The sequence below is a fragment of the Microbacterium sp. MAH-37 genome, assembly GCF_009758255.1.
GTDB lineage: Bacteria > Actinomycetota > Actinomycetes > Actinomycetales > Microbacteriaceae > Microbacterium.
The window spans coordinates 625,064-639,393 of record NZ_WSEN01000010.1 but is presented as its reverse complement, the minus strand read 5'-3'; the positions used below and the strand labels follow the sequence as shown (position 1 = coordinate 639,393).

18 protein-coding genes and 1 tRNA gene are annotated in these 14,330 nt (G+C 68.7%); 9 read left to right on the top strand and 10 right to left on the bottom strand.

What is annotated here, in order from left to right; translation table 11 throughout:
• Nucleotides 1-4: 4 nt before the first annotated feature.
• Together GON06_RS17200 and GON06_RS17195 are read right to left on the bottom strand one after the other, a co-directional pair.
• Nucleotides 5-466 carry a phage tail protein gene (locus GON06_RS17200; protein WP_157313519.1) on the bottom strand — a complete coding sequence of 154 codons (462 nt, stop codon included), beginning with the start codon at nucleotides 464-466 and terminating at the stop codon, nucleotides 5-7.
• Between the two features lie 56 nt (nucleotides 467-522).
• Nucleotides 523-1,146 (bottom strand): TetR/AcrR family transcriptional regulator, encoded by a 624-nt coding sequence (locus GON06_RS17195; protein ID WP_157313518.1) that lies wholly within the window; start codon nucleotides 1,144-1,146, stop codon nucleotides 523-525.
• Nucleotides 1,147-1,248: 102 nt separating this feature from the next.
• Here GON06_RS17195 and GON06_RS17190 point away from each other — a divergent pair, with 102 nt between their 5' ends.
• From GON06_RS17190 to GON06_RS17180, 3 genes are all read left to right on the top strand, one after another.
• Complete coding sequence (locus GON06_RS17190) at nucleotides 1,249-1,791, top strand: dihydrofolate reductase family protein (protein ID WP_157313517.1); 543 nt, start codon at nucleotides 1,249-1,251, stop codon at nucleotides 1,789-1,791.
• Nucleotides 1,792-1,894: 103 nt separating this feature from the next.
• On the top strand, nucleotides 1,895-2,290 hold the full coding sequence (locus tag GON06_RS17185) for a VOC family protein (protein ID WP_157313516.1): 396 nt from the start codon (nucleotides 1,895-1,897) through the stop codon (nucleotides 2,288-2,290).
• A gap of 46 nt (nucleotides 2,291-2,336) precedes the next feature.
• The gene (locus GON06_RS17180) at nucleotides 2,337-2,891 is read left to right on the top strand and encodes an SRPBCC family protein (protein ID WP_157313515.1); all 555 of its coding nucleotides are present in this window, start codon (nucleotides 2,337-2,339) and stop codon (nucleotides 2,889-2,891) included.
• A 76-nt stretch (nucleotides 2,892-2,967) separates the two neighbouring features.
• Here GON06_RS17180 and GON06_RS17175 read toward each other — a convergent pair whose 3' ends face one another.
• From GON06_RS17175 to GON06_RS17160, 4 genes are all read right to left on the bottom strand, one after another.
• Nucleotides 2,968-3,768, bottom strand: a complete 801-nt coding sequence (locus tag GON06_RS17175) for a MerR family transcriptional regulator (RefSeq protein WP_157313514.1) — start codon at nucleotides 3,766-3,768, stop codon at nucleotides 2,968-2,970.
• Nucleotides 3,761-4,306, bottom strand: coding sequence for a VOC family protein (locus GON06_RS17170; protein ID WP_157313513.1), 546 nt, complete (start codon nucleotides 4,304-4,306; stop codon nucleotides 3,761-3,763). Before GON06_RS17170 ends, GON06_RS17175 begins: the two co-directional genes overlap by 8 nt.
• Nucleotides 4,307-4,369: 63 nt before the next feature.
• Nucleotides 4,370-6,754 (bottom strand): phosphoenolpyruvate synthase, encoded by a 2,385-nt coding sequence (ppsA, locus tag GON06_RS17165; RefSeq protein ID WP_157313512.1) that lies wholly within the window; start codon nucleotides 6,752-6,754, stop codon nucleotides 4,370-4,372.
• Nucleotides 6,755-6,792: 38 nt separating this feature from the next.
• On the bottom strand, nucleotides 6,793-7,635 hold the full coding sequence (locus tag GON06_RS17160; protein WP_157313511.1) for a pyruvate, water dikinase regulatory protein: 843 nt from the start codon (nucleotides 7,633-7,635) through the stop codon (nucleotides 6,793-6,795).
• A 171-nt stretch (nucleotides 7,636-7,806) separates the two neighbouring features.
• Here GON06_RS17160 and GON06_RS17155 point away from each other — a divergent pair, with 171 nt between their 5' ends.
• The gene (locus tag GON06_RS17155) at nucleotides 7,807-8,643 is read left to right on the top strand and encodes an oxidoreductase (RefSeq protein WP_157313510.1); all 837 of its coding nucleotides are present in this window, start codon (nucleotides 7,807-7,809) and stop codon (nucleotides 8,641-8,643) included.
• Here GON06_RS17155 and GON06_RS17150 read toward each other — a convergent pair.
• The 3 genes from GON06_RS17150 to GON06_RS17140 form a co-directional block, all read right to left on the bottom strand.
• Entirely contained in the window at nucleotides 8,633-8,968 is a 336-nt protein-coding gene (locus GON06_RS17150) for a hypothetical protein (RefSeq protein WP_157313509.1), read from the bottom strand. The genes GON06_RS17155 and GON06_RS17150 overlap by 11 nt on opposite strands.
• Before the next feature lie 73 nt (nucleotides 8,969-9,041).
• A complete protein-coding gene (locus GON06_RS19130) occupies nucleotides 9,042-9,515 on the bottom strand; it encodes a GNAT family N-acetyltransferase (protein ID WP_157313508.1) in 474 nt (157 codons plus the stop codon).
• Between the two features lie 17 nt (nucleotides 9,516-9,532).
• The gene (locus GON06_RS17140) at nucleotides 9,533-10,126 is read right to left on the bottom strand and encodes a TetR/AcrR family transcriptional regulator (RefSeq protein WP_157313507.1); all 594 of its coding nucleotides are present in this window, start codon (nucleotides 10,124-10,126) and stop codon (nucleotides 9,533-9,535) included.
• Between GON06_RS17140 and GON06_RS17135 the strand changes: the two genes are divergently transcribed.
• The 3 genes from GON06_RS17135 to GON06_RS17125 all read left to right on the top strand — a co-directional run bounded on the left by GON06_RS17135 (nucleotide 10,065) and on the right by GON06_RS17125 (nucleotide 11,960).
• A complete protein-coding gene (locus GON06_RS17135) occupies nucleotides 10,065-10,706 on the top strand; it encodes a GH32 C-terminal domain-containing protein (RefSeq protein ID WP_332837669.1) in 642 nt (213 codons plus the stop codon). The two genes, GON06_RS17140 and GON06_RS17135, sit on opposite strands and share 62 nt — an antisense overlap.
• A 498-nt stretch (nucleotides 10,707-11,204) precedes the next feature.
• Nucleotides 11,205-11,357 carry a hypothetical protein gene (locus GON06_RS17130; protein WP_157313505.1) on the top strand — a complete coding sequence of 51 codons (153 nt, stop codon included), beginning with the start codon at nucleotides 11,205-11,207 and terminating at the stop codon, nucleotides 11,355-11,357.
• A gap of 6 nt (nucleotides 11,358-11,363) precedes the next feature.
• Nucleotides 11,364-11,960 (top strand): type II toxin-antitoxin system VapC family toxin, encoded by a 597-nt coding sequence (locus GON06_RS17125; RefSeq protein WP_157313504.1) that lies wholly within the window; start codon nucleotides 11,364-11,366, stop codon nucleotides 11,958-11,960.
• Nucleotides 11,961-12,410: 450 nt separating this feature from the next.
• On the opposite strand, the gene GON06_RS17120 is transcribed toward GON06_RS17125, so the two are convergent.
• Nucleotides 12,411-12,484, bottom strand: a tRNA-Gly gene (locus tag GON06_RS17120).
• A gap of 127 nt (nucleotides 12,485-12,611) precedes the next feature.
• On the opposite strand from GON06_RS17120, the gene GON06_RS17115 reads away from it, so the two are divergent.
• On the top strand, nucleotides 12,612-13,523 hold the full coding sequence (locus tag GON06_RS17115; RefSeq protein WP_157313503.1) for an ABC transporter ATP-binding protein: 912 nt from the start codon (nucleotides 12,612-12,614) through the stop codon (nucleotides 13,521-13,523).
• On the top strand, nucleotides 13,520-14,326 hold the full coding sequence (locus tag GON06_RS17110) for an ABC transporter permease (protein WP_157313502.1): 807 nt from the start codon (nucleotides 13,520-13,522) through the stop codon (nucleotides 14,324-14,326). Before GON06_RS17115 ends, GON06_RS17110 begins: the two co-directional genes overlap by 4 nt.
• Nucleotides 14,327-14,330: the final 4 nt, after the last annotated feature.

Genomic DNA, 14,330 nt, shown 5'->3' with positions numbered 1-14,330 from the left:
CGGGTCAGTACTCCCCCTTGACCACGAAGTACGAGCCGCGGATGGTGCCGGCCAGCTTGGACTTCTGACGGGCGAACTTGAACTCGCTCAGCTCGTCAGGGACGTCCATCCCATCGGAGAGCTTGAAGCCGACGGCGCGCTTGCCGCCCTCGGCGAGTTCGTAGAGCAGGTTGATCACGAGTCCAGATTCGTAGAACACGTAGGACCAGCGGATGCCGGGCACGTCGGGCTCGGCCACCTCGAGCGCGGGGGAGGCGATGACGATGCCGCGCTCCTTCGCGAGCACACGGGTGACGAGGTCGAGGATCTCGGCTCCTTCGGATGCCGGGACGGTGGTGAAGTCCACGTCGTACTTGTTGTGGAAGTAGCGCGCCTCGTTGGCGCGCAGGCCGGCGAGGGCATCGGCGACGGGCGAGGACTCCAGACCGACGGTGGACACGTTCACGAAATCGACGACGTAGGACATGCGCTCAGTCTGGCACTGCGGATGCTGTCTTCGTCTGGGGACTTCCGGTCGGTTCGTCAGGAAGCGGCGTAGCGGGCCTCGATGGTCCGAGCGGCCTCCTCGATGGCCCGCTCGCGCTCATCGTCGGTCATCGACCACGTGCCGTGGACGAGGCGGGGCCAGAAGATCGCTGACGCGATCATTCCGAGGAACTGTGCGGATGCCGTGTCGGGGTCGTCGATCTCCGCGACTCCCGCCGTGTGCGCGTCGCGGAGGTAGCGCGACAGTGCCATGAGCACCGGCAGTGTCCCGAAGTCGAACGTGCGGGACCGCAGCTCGGGGAACCTGGGCGACTCGGCGATCACCGTCCGCATCAGCGCGGTCATCTCGGGTCGCATCAGGAGGTCGCCGTACGCCCGGCCGAGCATCACGAGTCCGGCGCGGAAGTCGTCCGCGGGGACGTCGAGGGGAACCAGGTCGGGCGCCGAGCCGGCTGCGAGCACGGTCGCTTCGAACAGTTCCGCCTTGGTCGGGAACTGCTTGAAGAGCGTCGCCTTCGAGACGCCCGCCTCCTGAGCGATGCGCGCGAGCGAGGTGCGGTCGTAGCCGTTCTCCAGGAACAGGGCGGCACCGGCGGCGAGTACCGACTGGCGGTTCGCCTCGGCCAACGCGCGATGGTAAGCGGAGTCGCCGCGGGTCATGTGACCAGTATCCCATAGAGGTGGGTGCCTTGACTTACCTCTTTATCGACGGTTACGGTGCAGAGGTGAGCCGAGTGACTCACCTCTGACGAAGGAGCAGCAATGGCCACAGTGATCGTCCACGCCACCATCACCCTTGACGGGTACCTCGCAGATCCGGACGGCGGGGTCGATTGGATGTTCGGCAGGCCATCTGCGCCCGAGGACGATGCGGTCGTGGAACGGGTCATGAGCCGTATCGGAGCAGTCGTCGGGGGCGCGAACCGGTCCCAGACCGTCGTGGACGGCGAGCTCCCGTACGGCGGCATGCTGAAAGTGCCGGTCTACCTCATGACCCACAGCCACCATGAGCCGATCCACCGCGACGGAACCACGTACACGTTCGTCGTCGATGACATCGGTGAAGCAGTGGGGCTGGCTTCACGCGCCGCCGGTGACGGCTGGGTCAGCCTGCTCGGCGGAAGCATCTCGCGTCAGTGCCTGCGACTCGGACTCGTCGATGAGCTCCATCTGGACGTCGTCCCGGTGCTGCTCGGCAACGGCATCTCCCTGTTCGAGGGCCTGGGACAGCGCGTCGAGCTCGAACGTCTCGAGACCTCCGCGTACGCGAGCGAGACCCACCTCCGCTACCGAGTCCTCCGGTGAGAATCCGGCCATGATCGGACCCTGGCGTGGCGAGGTGCGCTGCCGGTAGCGTCGGGCGGGTGTCTCCGCGCCGCACGGCCGGGGACCCTGACGAAGGAGTTCCATGGTCTCGCGCATCGGCGCCATCAACATCACCGCCCGCGATCACGAGTCGCTGGGCGCCTTCTGGCAGCAGCTGCTCGCGCTGCAGGAGGATCCGGACAACCCGAACAACCCCGGCGACCCGGTGACGGTGTACCTCACCGAGCCGGTCGCGGTCAACGTCGTGTTCCAGCCGGTCGGCGAGGGCAAGGAGTTCACGCCGCGCATCCACTTCGACCTCAACCCGGTCGGCAGCACCCGCGACGAGGAGGTCGAGCGGCTGAAGGAGCTCGGCGCGACCGTCGTCGCCGATCGGCGACGCGAGAACGGCAGCGGCTACGTCACGATGAGCGACGTGGACGGCAACGAGTTCTGCATCCAGCGCAGCCCCGATGAGGTCGCGGCCCCCGGGTACTGATCCGGAAGCTCGCGCCGCGCCCCACCTCGGAGTACGTTCTGACCGCATGAGCGCGACCTACCACTTCGTGAGCACGTTCCGCGTCGTCGGCGACCCGGAGCGGGTGTGGAACGTGCTCAGCGACGTCGCCGGCTGGGCGCGCTGGTGGCCGGAGCTCGAACGGGTCGAGGTCGTCGCCGGTCCGGCCGGTGCCGCACAGGTCGGCTCGGTGCAAGTCGGCGCGGTGCACCGGCACACCATCCGCACGCCGCTCGGCTATCGCCTGGCGTACGACATCGAGATCACGGCGCTCGATCGGATGCGCTCGGTGGACGCCGCCGTGCGCGGCGACCTCGCCGGCCGTGGGCGGGCGGCCGTGGGCGCAGCATCCGACGACGAGGCGACCATCTGGTTCGCGTGGCTGGTCGAGACGACGAAGCCGTGGATGCGGGTGATGTCGCCGGTCGCCCGCCCGGTGTTCACCTGGGCGCACCACCGGCTGATGGCCGACTTCGGCGCCGGCTTCGCGGCGGCCGCCGGCGCCCGGCTCCTCTCGGTCGAGCATCTCGAGATCCGGCCGGGAGAGCCGGGGTTCCTGGTCATGCCGGAGGTTCTGGCATGACGCGGAAGACGGATCGGGATCGTCTGAGGGCTGCGCGGATTCCCCCTCGGCTCTGGGACGGCGTTCCTGTGAAGCGCTACCGCCAGGTCGCGGTGTCGGGATCGATGCCGTGCTTCCGGGCCGAGGCGTCGATGATCCGCCGGAACCAGTGCGACAGGCCTTCGCCGAAGCCGTCATAGTGCGCCGCGAACCCCGCATCCTGCTCGAACATCCGCCCGAGACACACCTGCATCTCGCGAGTGAGTGGGAAGAAGTTCGAGAACGTCTCGCGATGCCGGTCGACCAGCGCGTCGGCCTCGTCGTCGCCGGGCTGTACGCCCCGGGCGAGGGCGTTGCCGAGGTCGAGCTGCAGCCTCGACATCGCGGCCGAGAGCTCCTGCCACTCGGCGCGCGAGCGGGTGGCAGCGCGTTCGGCGAACTGTGCCCACTGCAGCGTGCCGCCCCACCGCTCCTGCGCTGACTGCGCGGCATCCGGATCCCAGTCGTCGCCGATGATCGCGCGCTGCTCGGCCGGTGCCAGCGGAATGCCGCGCTCATGCGCCTCCGCCATCGCGGCCAGTCGGTCGTCGAGCTGCAGCAGCTCCTCGATCCTCTGAGCGAGCTGGGCGCGCTGTTCGCGCAGCGTGGCGACGATCTCGGCGCCTTCGTCGTTCAGCACCGCGCGAATGGCGTCCAGCCCGAGCCCCGTCTCGCGGTAGGCGACGACGCGGCGGACGCGGTCGGCGTCAGCGCCGGTGTACAGCCGGTAGCCCGCGGCCGAGCGCCCCGACGGCGATGCCAATCCGATCTCGTCCCAGTGGTGCAGCGTGCGCACCGTGATGCCGAGCTCGTGCGCGAGCTCACCCACGGTCTGCTCGGCGACCCTCGGCTCAGTCATGTGCACCATTGTCGCCCTCCGCCCTGGCGCTCGGAGCGACGATTCCGGATGTGGCGAGGGCCCTGCCCTCTGGACTCTCCGGGTCGATCGCCCGGGCCGCGGTCATCACGACCTGCACGCCCTCCGGTGTGGTGACGGTCACCTCGCGTGTGCTCCAGGACGTGTCCGAGGGGGCGCTCGCCGAGCCCGGCAGGAGCGCATCGCAACGCTCGACAAGCCCGTCGAGCTGGCTCAGCACTGCCGAGAAGGCGACGTGCATCGAGGGCTGCTCCGGGGCGGGCGCGTTCACGTCGGCGGGAACCAGCAGCACGTCCTGGAACGCCCAGCGTCGCAGGTGCACGACCTGCTCTGGCACGCTGAACAGCTCGATGAACCCGAGGCCGCGGACCCAGAAGTCCGTTGAGGCGACCAGGTCATGCGTGCGCACGGTGACGAACATCGGCATCGCGTAGATGCCACGGAACGGCTCGGGGGCGACCGTGTCAGGGCCGACTACCGAGAGGGGACTGATCTCGAAGGCGTCGAAGAATTCGCTCATGCGCACCAGCGTGATGCCTCACGTCGCGTGAGGGTCAAGCGCGGTGCTCATGCCGACCCTCCGTCAGACCCCTGCCGCCTCCTTCTTCGCCAGCCGCAGCCAGGTCTCCACGACCGTGTCGGGGTTCAGCGACACCGACTCGATGCCCTGCTCGACCAGCCACTCCGCGAGCTCGGGGTGGTCGCTCGGCCCCTGGCCGCAGATGCCGACGTACTTGCCGTGCCGACGGCACGCCTCGATGGCCATCGACAGCAGCTTGAGCACGGCCGGGTCGCGCTCGTCGAACGTGTCGGCGACGAGTGCGCTGTCGCGGTCGAGCCCGAGGGTCAGCTGGGTCATGTCGTTCGAGCCGATCGAGAAGCCGTCGAAGTGCTCGAGGTACTCGTCGGCGAGCAGTGCGTTGGTGGGCACCTCGCACATCATCACGACCTTCAGGCCGTTCTCGCCGCGGCGCAGCCCGTTCTCGGCGAGCAGCTCGACGACGGCCTGGCCCTCTGCGACGGTGCGCACGAACGGCACCATCACCTGCACGTTGGTGAGGCCCATCTCGTCTCGGACGAACTTCAGCGCCTCGCACTCCATCTCGAAGCACTCACGGAAGTCGGGCGAGACGTAGCGGGACGCACCGCGGTAACCGATCATCGGGTTCTCCTCATGCGGCTCGTAGCGCTCGCCGCCGATGAGGTTGGCGTACTCGTTCGACTTGAAGTCGCTCATCCGCACGATCACCGGCTCGGGTGCGAAGGCGGCGGCGAGCATCGAGACGCCCTCGACGACGCGCTGCACGAAGTAGTCCCGCGGCGACGGGTAGGCGGCGATCCGGGCATCCACCTGGCGACGCAGGTCGTCGGGCAGGGTGTCGCGCTCGAGGAGCGCGCGAGGGTGGATGCCGATCTGGCGGTTGATGATGAACTCCAACCGGGCCAGGCCCACACCGCGGTTCGGCAGCTTCGAGAACGAGAACGCCTGGTCGGGCGTGCCGACGTTCATCATGATCTTGACCGGCGATTCCGGCATCCGGTCCAGTGCGGTCTCCTCCTCGGCGAACGGGAGGATGCCGTCGTAGACGAAGCCGGTGTCGCCTTCGGCGCACGAGACGGTGACGGGCTGCCCGTCGCGCAGTACGCGGGTGGCGTCGCCGGTGCCGACGACGGCGGGGATGCCGAGCTCGCGGGCGATGATCGCGGCGTGGCAGGTGCGTCCGCCGCGGTTGGTGACGATGGCGGATGCCCTCTTCATGATCGGCTCCCAGTCGGGATCGGTCATGTCGGCGACGAGCACGTCGCCGGTCTGGAACTCGCCCATCTGCGTGGCATCCCGCAGGATGCGCACGGGGCCCGCGCCGATGCGCTGCCCGATCGCGCGGCCTTCGGCCGCGACCGGTCCCTTCTCCTGCAGGCGGAACCGGTGGATGACGTTCGCGGATGCCCGGGACACGACGGTCTCGGGGCGGGCCTGCAGGATGTACAGTTTGCCGTCGACGCCGTCCCTGCCCCACTCGATGTCCATCGGGCGGCCGTAGTGCTCCTCGATGACGAGCGCGTGCTGCGCGAGCTCGGTGAGTTCGGCATCCGTGATCGAGAACAGCACTCGCTGGTCGGCCGGCACGTCGACGAAAGCCGTGCTCGCGCCGGCCTGCCGGGAGTCGGTGTAGCGCATGGCGATGGCCTTCTCGCCGACCGCGCGCTTGAGGATCGCGGGGCGTCCGGCGCGCAGCGCGGGCTTCGAGACGTAGAACTCGTCCGGGTTCACGGCGCCCTGCACGACGGCCTCGCCGAGGCCGTAGGAGCTGGTCACGAAGACGGCCTGGTCGAAGCCCGACTCGGTGTCGATGGTGAACATCACGCCGGATGCCCCGACGTCGGAGCGCACCATGCGCTGCACGCCGGCGGAGAGGGCGACCTCGTCGTGCTCGAAGTCCTGGTGCACGCGGTAGGCGATCGCGCGGTCGTTGTAGAGCGAGGCGTAGACGCTGCGGATCGCGGCGATGATGTTGTCGATGCCGCCGACGTTGAGGAAGGTCTCCTGCTGACCCGCGAACGAGGCGTCCGGCAGATCCTCCGCCGTGGCCGAGGAGCGCACTGCCCACGTGACGGTCTCGGGCTCGGCATCCGCCTGGACGAGACGATCGTAGGCGTCGCGGATGTCGGACTCGAGGTCCTCCGGCAGCGGATGCTCGGCGATCCAGGTGCGGATCTCGGTGCCGACCAGCGCGAGACTCGTGACGTCTTCGACGTCGAGTCCGTCGATCGCGTCGCGGATGCGGCCGCGCAGATCGCCGTGCGCGAGGAAGCGGCGGTACGCGTCGGCGGTGGTGGCGAAGCCGCCGGGCACTCGCACGCCCAGGTCGGAGAGATTCGAGATCATCTCGCCGAGGGAGGCGTTCTTGCCGCCGACCTGGGGCAGGTCGGCCATGCCGATCTCATCGAACCAGAGGATGTTGGTCATGAGGTGCTCTTTCGTTTCGTGGCGACTGACGGGGTCTGTCAGCGGCGGAGACCGAGGGTCTGCAGGATGACGGCGGACATCTCCTCGACGCTCTTCGTCGAGGAGTTCAGGAACGGGATGCGGTTGCGGGCGTAGAGCTTCTCGGCGCGGCGGAGCTCGGTGGTGCACTGCGCGAGGCTGGAGTACCGCGAGTCGGGGCGGCGCTCGTGACGCACCTGGCTGAGGCGCAGGGGAGTGGTGGTGAGGCCGAAGCAGCGTGCGGAGTACTTCGCGATCAGCGGCGGCATGCCGTCAGTGGGGAAGTCGTCGTCGGTGAGCGGGTAGTTGGCGACGAGCAGACCGTACTGCAGGGCCAGGTACATCGTCGTCGGCGTCTTGCCGCAGCGGCTCGGAGCGACGATGATCACGTCGGCCAGATCGAGGGCGCGGGCGCTCTGCCCGTCGTCGTGCTCGATCGCGTACTCGACGGCCCGCATGCGGGCGAAGTACTCGGTGGTGTCGCCGAGCATGTGGAACTGGCCGAGCTGCTCGGACGCGGTGGTGCCGAGGGCCTGCTCGAGCTCGCCGAGGTGGCCGCTGAGCAGGTCGATGTGGGTGGCCGGGACGGCGGTGACGACCGCACGGACGGCGGCGTTCTTCGCCGTGGTGAACACGATCGGCTCCAGACCAGAGGCGTCGTCGGCCCTGATCTGCCGCGCGACGTTCGTGGCGGCATCCACCGTGTCGACGAACGGGATCGTGTGCTTGCGGAACACGAAACCGGGGAAGTTCGCCAGCAGGGCGTTGCCGAGGGTCTCGGCGGTGATGCCCGTGCTGTCGGAGACGAAGTACGCCGAGCGCACCGGGGGTGTAGGTGCGGCTGCGTCCGGAAGAGCGGCCATGCCCCGACTTTAGGCGGCAGTTGAAGGGAACTTTCGCCAAATTCAGGGGGCAAGAAATGGGGAATTTATGCTCAGGGCAAGTCTCGCGGGGTAGACGTGCCGGGGCATCCGGCAGGCGCCTAGTTTGGAGACCATCGGTTCGTTAAGTCATCGACCGGAACGGAGAACATGATGGCCTCGAAGGTCGCCCTGGTCACCGGCGCATCGTCCGGCATCGGCGAAGCGGTCGCCCGTCAGCTGCACGACGCCGGGTTCACGGTGTACGCCGCGGCGCGGCGGGTCGATCGGATGCAGGGGCTGCGGGCCGCCGGCATCCGTCCGATCGCACTCGACGTGACCGACGACTCCTCCGCGCAAGACGCCGTCGCGCAGATCATCGCGGAGCAGGGCAGGGTGGATGTGCTCGTGAACAACGCGGGCTACGGGTCGTATGGCGCGCTGGAGGACGTCCCGTTGACGGAGGCGCAGGCGCAGCTCGACGTGAACGTGCTGGGGCTGGCCCGCTTGGCGCGGCTGGTGCTGCCGCCGATGCGCGCGCAGCGCAGTGGCACGATCATCAACGTCAGCTCGATGGGCGGCAACTTCACGACTCCGCTGGGCGCCTGGTACCACGCCAGCAAGTACGCGGTCGAGGCCATCAGTGACGCGATGCGCATGGAGCTTGCGCCGTTCGGCATCCAGGTCGTGGTGATCCAGCCCGGGGCGATCCGCACGGAGTGGGGTGCGATCGCCGCGGAGAAGGTGCTCGAGACCTCGGGTGACGGGGTGTATCGCAGCCAGGCCGAGGGGGTCGCCAAGACGCTCGGCGACAGCTCGCTGCCGGATGCCGGCAGGACCTCATCGCCGGATGTCGTGGCCCAGGCGATCGTGAAAGCGGCCACGGCCCGGCGGCCGCGCACGCGCTACCGCATCGGATTCGGCGCGAAGCCGCTGGTGTTCGTGAAGCGGGTGCTTCCGGACCGCGCCTTCGACTGGCTGATCAAGCGGGGGACGGGCGTCAGGAGCTAACGTCGGATGCCCGGGATGCAGCCGCCCGGGGAGCGATGACCTTCTCGTAGAGAAGTGCCCACGCGGCGAAGGCCGCGCAGCCGAGAGTGAAGGGGAGGAGCATCCGCCGCTGCGCCCTGCCTGCGAAGGCGACCAGGGCCGACGCGGCGGCGAGGTTGATCGCGCCCCAGCCGAGATTCGCGGCGGGACCGGAGTCGGGGCCGGCGAGGGGTGTCAGCATTCGTCGGCGCCGGGCGGCGGTCACCAGGTGAGGTGCGCTGTTCGCGGCGAGGGCTCCGCCCAGGAAGGCGGCCCAACGGCGATCGGGTGTTCTTCTGCGGTGCATCCGGCCAGTCTCGTCCGCGGCCGGACCGTGCGCGTCCCCCTGCGGGCGGACATTCGGAGCGACCGCGCCGGTCTCAGGCCAGCGTCAGCTGCAGCCGGCGCTCGGTGCGCCCGCTGTCGGGGTGCGGCTTGACGTCGGTGGTGCTCTGCCAGCCGGAGCGCGCGTAGACCGAGATCGCCCGGTCGTTGTCCTCGAGCACCCAGAGTGTGAGCTCGTCGTAGTTGGAGGCGCGGGCGTGCCCTGCGACGTGGTCGAGCACGCTGCCGGCGACGCCGGTTCCCCAGGCATCCGGATCGACGGCGAGGTAGCGCAGCTCGAGCGCGCGCCCGTCCGGCACGAGCACGGCGAACCCGACACCGTCCGGCCACTGCTCCGCCATGTGCAGACTTGCGCCGTCGACGGCGAGGGCCGAGCGGATGCCGGGGATCTTGTCCGCCGGCGTGGCGGGTTCGGTGAGTCCGTCACGGCGGGCGGTGGCCCGCGCCCAGATCGTGGCCGCGCTGTGCACAGCGTCGTCTCGTGCGTCTTGGCGGAAGGTGAGATTCACCGTTGGATGCTACCCGATCAGGCGCGCGCGGCCGCGAGCACAGAGTCGAACGCCGCGGTGAGGGAGGTCGCGACGGAGGTCGGCTCGCCGAGATAGCCGTTCACCATCGCCCCGTCCCGCAGGATCATCAGCTGGCGTGCGGTCGCCTCGGGGTCGGCCACGTCGGCCTTGGCTGCGATGGCGGCGAACTCGTCCAGCATCCACTGCCGGTGCTCCTCGACGACCGCGCGCACGGGATCGGCCGGATCGGAGAATTCCGCGGCGGCGTTGATGAATGCGCACCCGCGGAATCCGGGGCTGCAGCTCGCCGTGCCGATTCCGGCGGCGATCGCCCGCAGCGAGCCTTCCGCGTCACCGGGGGTGTGCAGGGACTCGAACCATGCGCGCTCCGCCGCGCCCTGCTGCTGCAGGTAGGCGACGACGAGGTCGCTCTTCGTGGGGAAATGACGGTAGAAGGTGACCTTCGTGATGCCGACCTGCGCGATGATGCGATCCGCGCTGCTGCCGCGGATCCCCTCTGCGTAGAACAACTCGTTCGCCGCCTGAAGGATGCGTTCGCGCGTCGCGGGACCCGACCTCTTTCCGCCGGCCGTGGGGGCTTGCTGCTGCATTCGATCTCCTGATTCCGTCGCCGCCGCTTGCGCAGGTGTACCAAGTAGTCTACCTTGCCCATGTAGACGAACTAGTAACCCTACATTCGTACCCGTTCCAGAAGGAGACATCCCATGTCCGCAACGCTGTCCGCCACGAACGCCTCGTCCTATGCGCGGTCGCTGCGCACCCTGTATCCCCGTTGCGGGGCGGATACAGCTGGAGCTGCTGGCCACTCCGGACGGTGCGGAGCGCGCGCTCGTGCAGGTGGAGCGCGGAGACAGCGGCATCTTGTCGCTGAGCGTCGACCGATCGCGGTCGACGCTGGATGACGGCGTCGACAGTGCGCCACACACCGGCACGATTCCCGGCACCGGCGGACCGAGCGACGTGCGCGTGTTCGTGGACCGTTCGTCGATCGAAGTGTTCGTCGATGGGGTGGCGCTGACCACGCGCGTGTGCCCAACGCGCTCAGATGCGAACATCCTGCGGGTCATGCCCGAGGGCGGCGCTCGCATCCAGGGTCTCCGCGGTTGGCAGATCCTGCCGCAGGAGCAAGAGAACAGGGAGACCGATCCGTCGCCCGACTCGGACGCCTGAAGTTCGGGCGACCACACGCAACGAGGGAGGACGGCGACGATGCCGCAGAAGACGGAGAACAATGATCAGGCTATGCAGGTCTCGCGGAGGGGCCTCTTGACCGGCGCGGGAGCGGCCGCGCTTGGCGGACTCGCGATGTCCGGTGCGAGCGCGGTGGAGTCTGCGGCGGCCGCGAGCCCGAAGGCGCGGCAGCGCAGCCGCCCCGCCTTCCACTTCAGCGTGCCGGACAACTGGAAGAACGACAGCACGCCGCGGAGGAGCGGAACGTCGCCATCGCGGCCACGCTCGACGTACTCGCGGGTCCGGCTCTCGCGGCTCGACCGACGTTGCGGAGCGCGGGCCTCGAAGCGGTGATCCGCCTGGAGGTACCGGGGCAGTAGAGCGCTCCGCGAGCACGGAGAGGGCGACGGGTCCTCAGGGCAGGCTCAGCCTGGAAGTGACCGCTGGCCGGTACTCTCGATCTACCGCCGACGTCCTTTGCTCGGATACCATCGAGTCATGGTGAAGCGTCTGGGGAAAGCGGCGAAGCAGTCGCGAGTGGTCAAGGCCACCGTCGCGAAGGGCCAGCGCGTCCAGGTGGCATCGCGAGCGATGAGCAAGACGACGACGTCCGTCTCGGCCTCCTCAGGCCGCCGCGCCTCCACCCGATAGGCGGCTTTGACTTCCACGCGTGGACGTCCGGCGCTCGTCCGAGAGGTCCGTTCCTTCGAGGACCCGGCGCTCCTCATCCCGTCTGAGGTCGCCCTGGACACGTCGTTCGTGATCCAGGCGCTCGTTAGTACCGAGGATCACCACGCCGCCGCAAGGGCGTTCATGCTCCGGCTCGTGAATGAGGAAGTTGTGGTCTACTACAACCGCCTCCTGGAGATTGAGTTCGCCGAGGTCGCATTCAAGATCGCTGTCGTGGAGCAACACGGCAAGGCCGGATGGCCGCGGAAGAGGAATGACGGGCGCGTTAGGCGTAGGGCGGGGCGGCTCGCGAAGTCGCTGAGAAACGAGTGGGACGCTCTCCTCACCACCCTCCCTCACGCGTGCGTCGAGTTGCACGAGGTTGCAGATGACGTGCCCCGTCACATGGCCGCTTACGGGCTTGCCTCCTACGACGCTGCGCACTCCCTGACTGCGCAGTATGTCGGTGCTGGAGCGCTGGTCACTACCGACGCCGGATTTGGTCGTGTCCCGGCCGCAGACCTGCCGCTATTGGTGGACGCGACGCGCATCCGATCATGCCGTCGCCTCCGCGGCGGACGGTAACACCCGACTCGCTTGAGGCGCGAAGCCGGATCAGGCGCTGAACCGGGGATCAGATCGGTGCAGTACGGCTGAGTAGGAGCCGTCATCGTTTCGGTCCCAGGCCTGCGCGCCTTCGTATACGTAGTCGTCCGGGATCGCATGAGCGCGCGCTACCGCGTCGAGCCCATCCTGATAGAACGCGGCTCCGCCCCAGGCCAGCGGTGTCTCCGAGAGGACGCTCATATCAGCGCCGTAGACGCGCACGACCCATCCAGAATCGGCAGGCCCCACGGTCGCGGTGGTGGGCTCGGAGGATGGCGCATCGGTACTCGCTCCATGCACGCTAGGGCTCGCTGAAGGCGGCGCGCAACAGCATTACTGGCATGTGGCTGGCACGGACGGGTCCGGAGGTGGTCATCCGGCTCAAACTCACGCCCAATGAAATATCGCTCTGACCTGGGGATAAGTGTGTGGAGGGGCTGACGGGAATCGAACCCGCGCTGTCTGCTTGGGAAGCAGAAGTTCTGCCATTGAACTACAGCCCCGAGATGGTGCCTGGCCAGCATAACAAACCGCGGGGCACCCGCATGGCACCCAGGTACCACTCGCCCTCCGCAGGATCATCCGCCAGGCCGACGCGCCCGCACCGCCCCCGCCCATAGCGTCGAAGGCATGATCACAGCAGAAGGCCTCGGCAAGAGGTTCGGAGACAAGAAGGCCGTCGACGACGTGTCGTTCACCGTGCGGCCCGGGATGGTCACCGGGTTCCTCGGGCCCAACGGCGCGGGCAAGTCGACCACGATGCGCATGATCGTCGGGCTGGACAAGCCGACGTCGGGGCGCGTCACCGTCAGCGGTCAGGAGTACCGCCGGCTGCCCGCACCGCTGACCGAGGTGGGCGTGCTGCTCGACGCCAAGGCCGTGCACACCGGCCGCACCGCCCGCAACCACCTGCGCGCGATGGCAGCGACCCACGGCATCCCGAACTCCCGGGTCGACGAGGTCATCGACCTCGCCGGCATCGGGTCGGTCGCCAACAAGCGCGCCGGCAAGTTCTCGCTCGGCATGGGCCAGCGCCTTGGCATCGCCGCGGCTCTGCTCGGCGACCCGCACACGCTCATCCTCGACGAACCCGTGAACGGCCTCGACCCCGAGGGCGTGCGCTGGGTGCGACAGTTCGTCCGCCACGCGGCATCCGAGGGGCGCACCGTGCTGCTGTCCAGCCACCTCATGAGCGAGATGGCGCAGACCGCCGACCACGTCATCGTGCTCGGTCGCGGCAAGGTGCTGGCGGACGCTCCGCTCGACGACCTCGTCCGCGCCTGGACCAGCACCACCGTGCGCGTACGCACGCCGCGCGCGGCCGACCTCGCGGCCGTGGTCGCGGGTCCCGCAACGGAGATCATCAGCACCGGAGCTGAGACGTTCGACGTCGTCGGCGTTCCGGCTTCCCGCATCGGCGACCTCGCCGCCGAGCACCGCATCCCGCTGCACGAACTCACCCCGACCTCCGGATCGCTCGAAGAGGCCTACATGGCGCTCACCGGCGACGCGGTCGAGTACAAGAGCAAGGACATCGCATGAGCGTCCAGACCGCGCCGGCCCGGCGCACGCACACCGAGACGTCGGCCTACCGGCTCTCCTTCGGCCGCGCGCTGCGCAGCGAGTGGATCAAGCTCGCCACAGTGCGCTCCACGTGGTGGTCGATCGGTATCACCGCGCTGCTCACGATCGGCATCTCGATCATGCTTGCCAGCGCGGCAGAGGTCGACGGCATCCAGGCGGTCGTCTCGTCGGTGCAGTTCACCATGCTGCTCGCCGGTATCCTCGGGGCGATCGCCGTCACCGGCGAGTACTCCACCGGCATGATCCGTTCCACGCTCACCGCAGTCCCGGTTCGCGGCGCCGTGCTCGCCGCGAAGGCCGCGGTGCTGGCTGCACTGATCTTCGTGTCGACCGCCGTCATGCAGCTGGTGGCAGCACTCGCGGTCACGCCGATCGTCGAGGCGAACGATAAGCCGATCCTCTGGACGGATGCTCCCGAGACCTGGTATCCGCTGCTGGCGGCGTGGTTCTCGATGGCGGTGTTCGCCCTCATCGGGGTGTCTTTCGGCTTCATCCTGCGCAGCGGCGCAGGTGCGATCGCCTCGACCGTCGGCCTGCTGTTCGTGCTGCCGATCGTGGTGAGCATGTTCCAGATGGCGGGCGAGGGCTGGCAGTGGATCCAGGATCTCGGTGCGTACCTGCCCATGCCCGCCTCGCAGAACCTGATCACTCCGCAGACCGACTGGGGCCTCGAGTGGCCCGTCGCGCTGATCACCCTGATCGGCTGGGCGCTCGTCGGGCAGCTCGTGGCCTGGGCTGTGCTCCGCGTCCGCGACGCGTAGAGTC

Coding starts and splice junctions, on each gene's coding strand:
- GON06_RS17200 (WP_157313519.1), bottom strand. CDS start 466: ATGTCCTACGTCGTCGATTTCGTGAACGTGTCCACCGTCGGTCTGGAG.
- GON06_RS17195 (WP_157313518.1), bottom strand. CDS start 1,146: ATGACCCGCGGCGACTCCGCTTACCATCGCGCGTTGGCCGAGGCGAAC.
- GON06_RS17190 (WP_157313517.1), top strand. CDS start 1,249: ATGGCCACAGTGATCGTCCACGCCACCATCACCCTTGACGGGTACCTC.
- GON06_RS17185 (WP_157313516.1), top strand. CDS start 1,895: ATGGTCTCGCGCATCGGCGCCATCAACATCACCGCCCGCGATCACGAG.
- GON06_RS17180 (WP_157313515.1), top strand. CDS start 2,337: ATGAGCGCGACCTACCACTTCGTGAGCACGTTCCGCGTCGTCGGCGAC.
- GON06_RS17175 (WP_157313514.1), bottom strand. CDS start 3,768: ATGACTGAGCCGAGGGTCGCCGAGCAGACCGTGGGTGAGCTCGCGCAC.
- GON06_RS17170 (WP_157313513.1), bottom strand. CDS start 4,306: ATGAGCGAATTCTTCGACGCCTTCGAGATCAGTCCCCTCTCGGTAGTC.
- ppsA (WP_157313512.1), bottom strand. CDS start 6,754: ATGACCAACATCCTCTGGTTCGATGAGATCGGCATGGCCGACCTGCCC.
- GON06_RS17160 (WP_157313511.1), bottom strand. CDS start 7,635: ATGGCCGCTCTTCCGGACGCAGCCGCACCTACACCCCCGGTGCGCTCG.
- GON06_RS17155 (WP_157313510.1), top strand. CDS start 7,807: ATGGCCTCGAAGGTCGCCCTGGTCACCGGCGCATCGTCCGGCATCGGC.
- GON06_RS17150 (WP_157313509.1), bottom strand. CDS start 8,968: ATGCACCGCAGAAGAACACCCGATCGCCGTTGGGCCGCCTTCCTGGGC.
- GON06_RS17135 (WP_332837669.1), top strand. CDS start 10,065: ATGCGTTCGCGCGTCGCGGGACCCGACCTCTTTCCGCCGGCCGTGGGG.
- GON06_RS17140 (WP_157313507.1), bottom strand. CDS start 10,126: ATGCAGCAGCAAGCCCCCACGGCCGGCGGAAAGAGGTCGGGTCCCGCG.
- GON06_RS17130 (WP_157313505.1), top strand. CDS start 11,205: ATGGTGAAGCGTCTGGGGAAAGCGGCGAAGCAGTCGCGAGTGGTCAAG.
- GON06_RS17115 (WP_157313503.1), top strand. CDS start 12,612: ATGATCACAGCAGAAGGCCTCGGCAAGAGGTTCGGAGACAAGAAGGCC.
- GON06_RS17110 (WP_157313502.1), top strand. CDS start 13,520: ATGAGCGTCCAGACCGCGCCGGCCCGGCGCACGCACACCGAGACGTCG.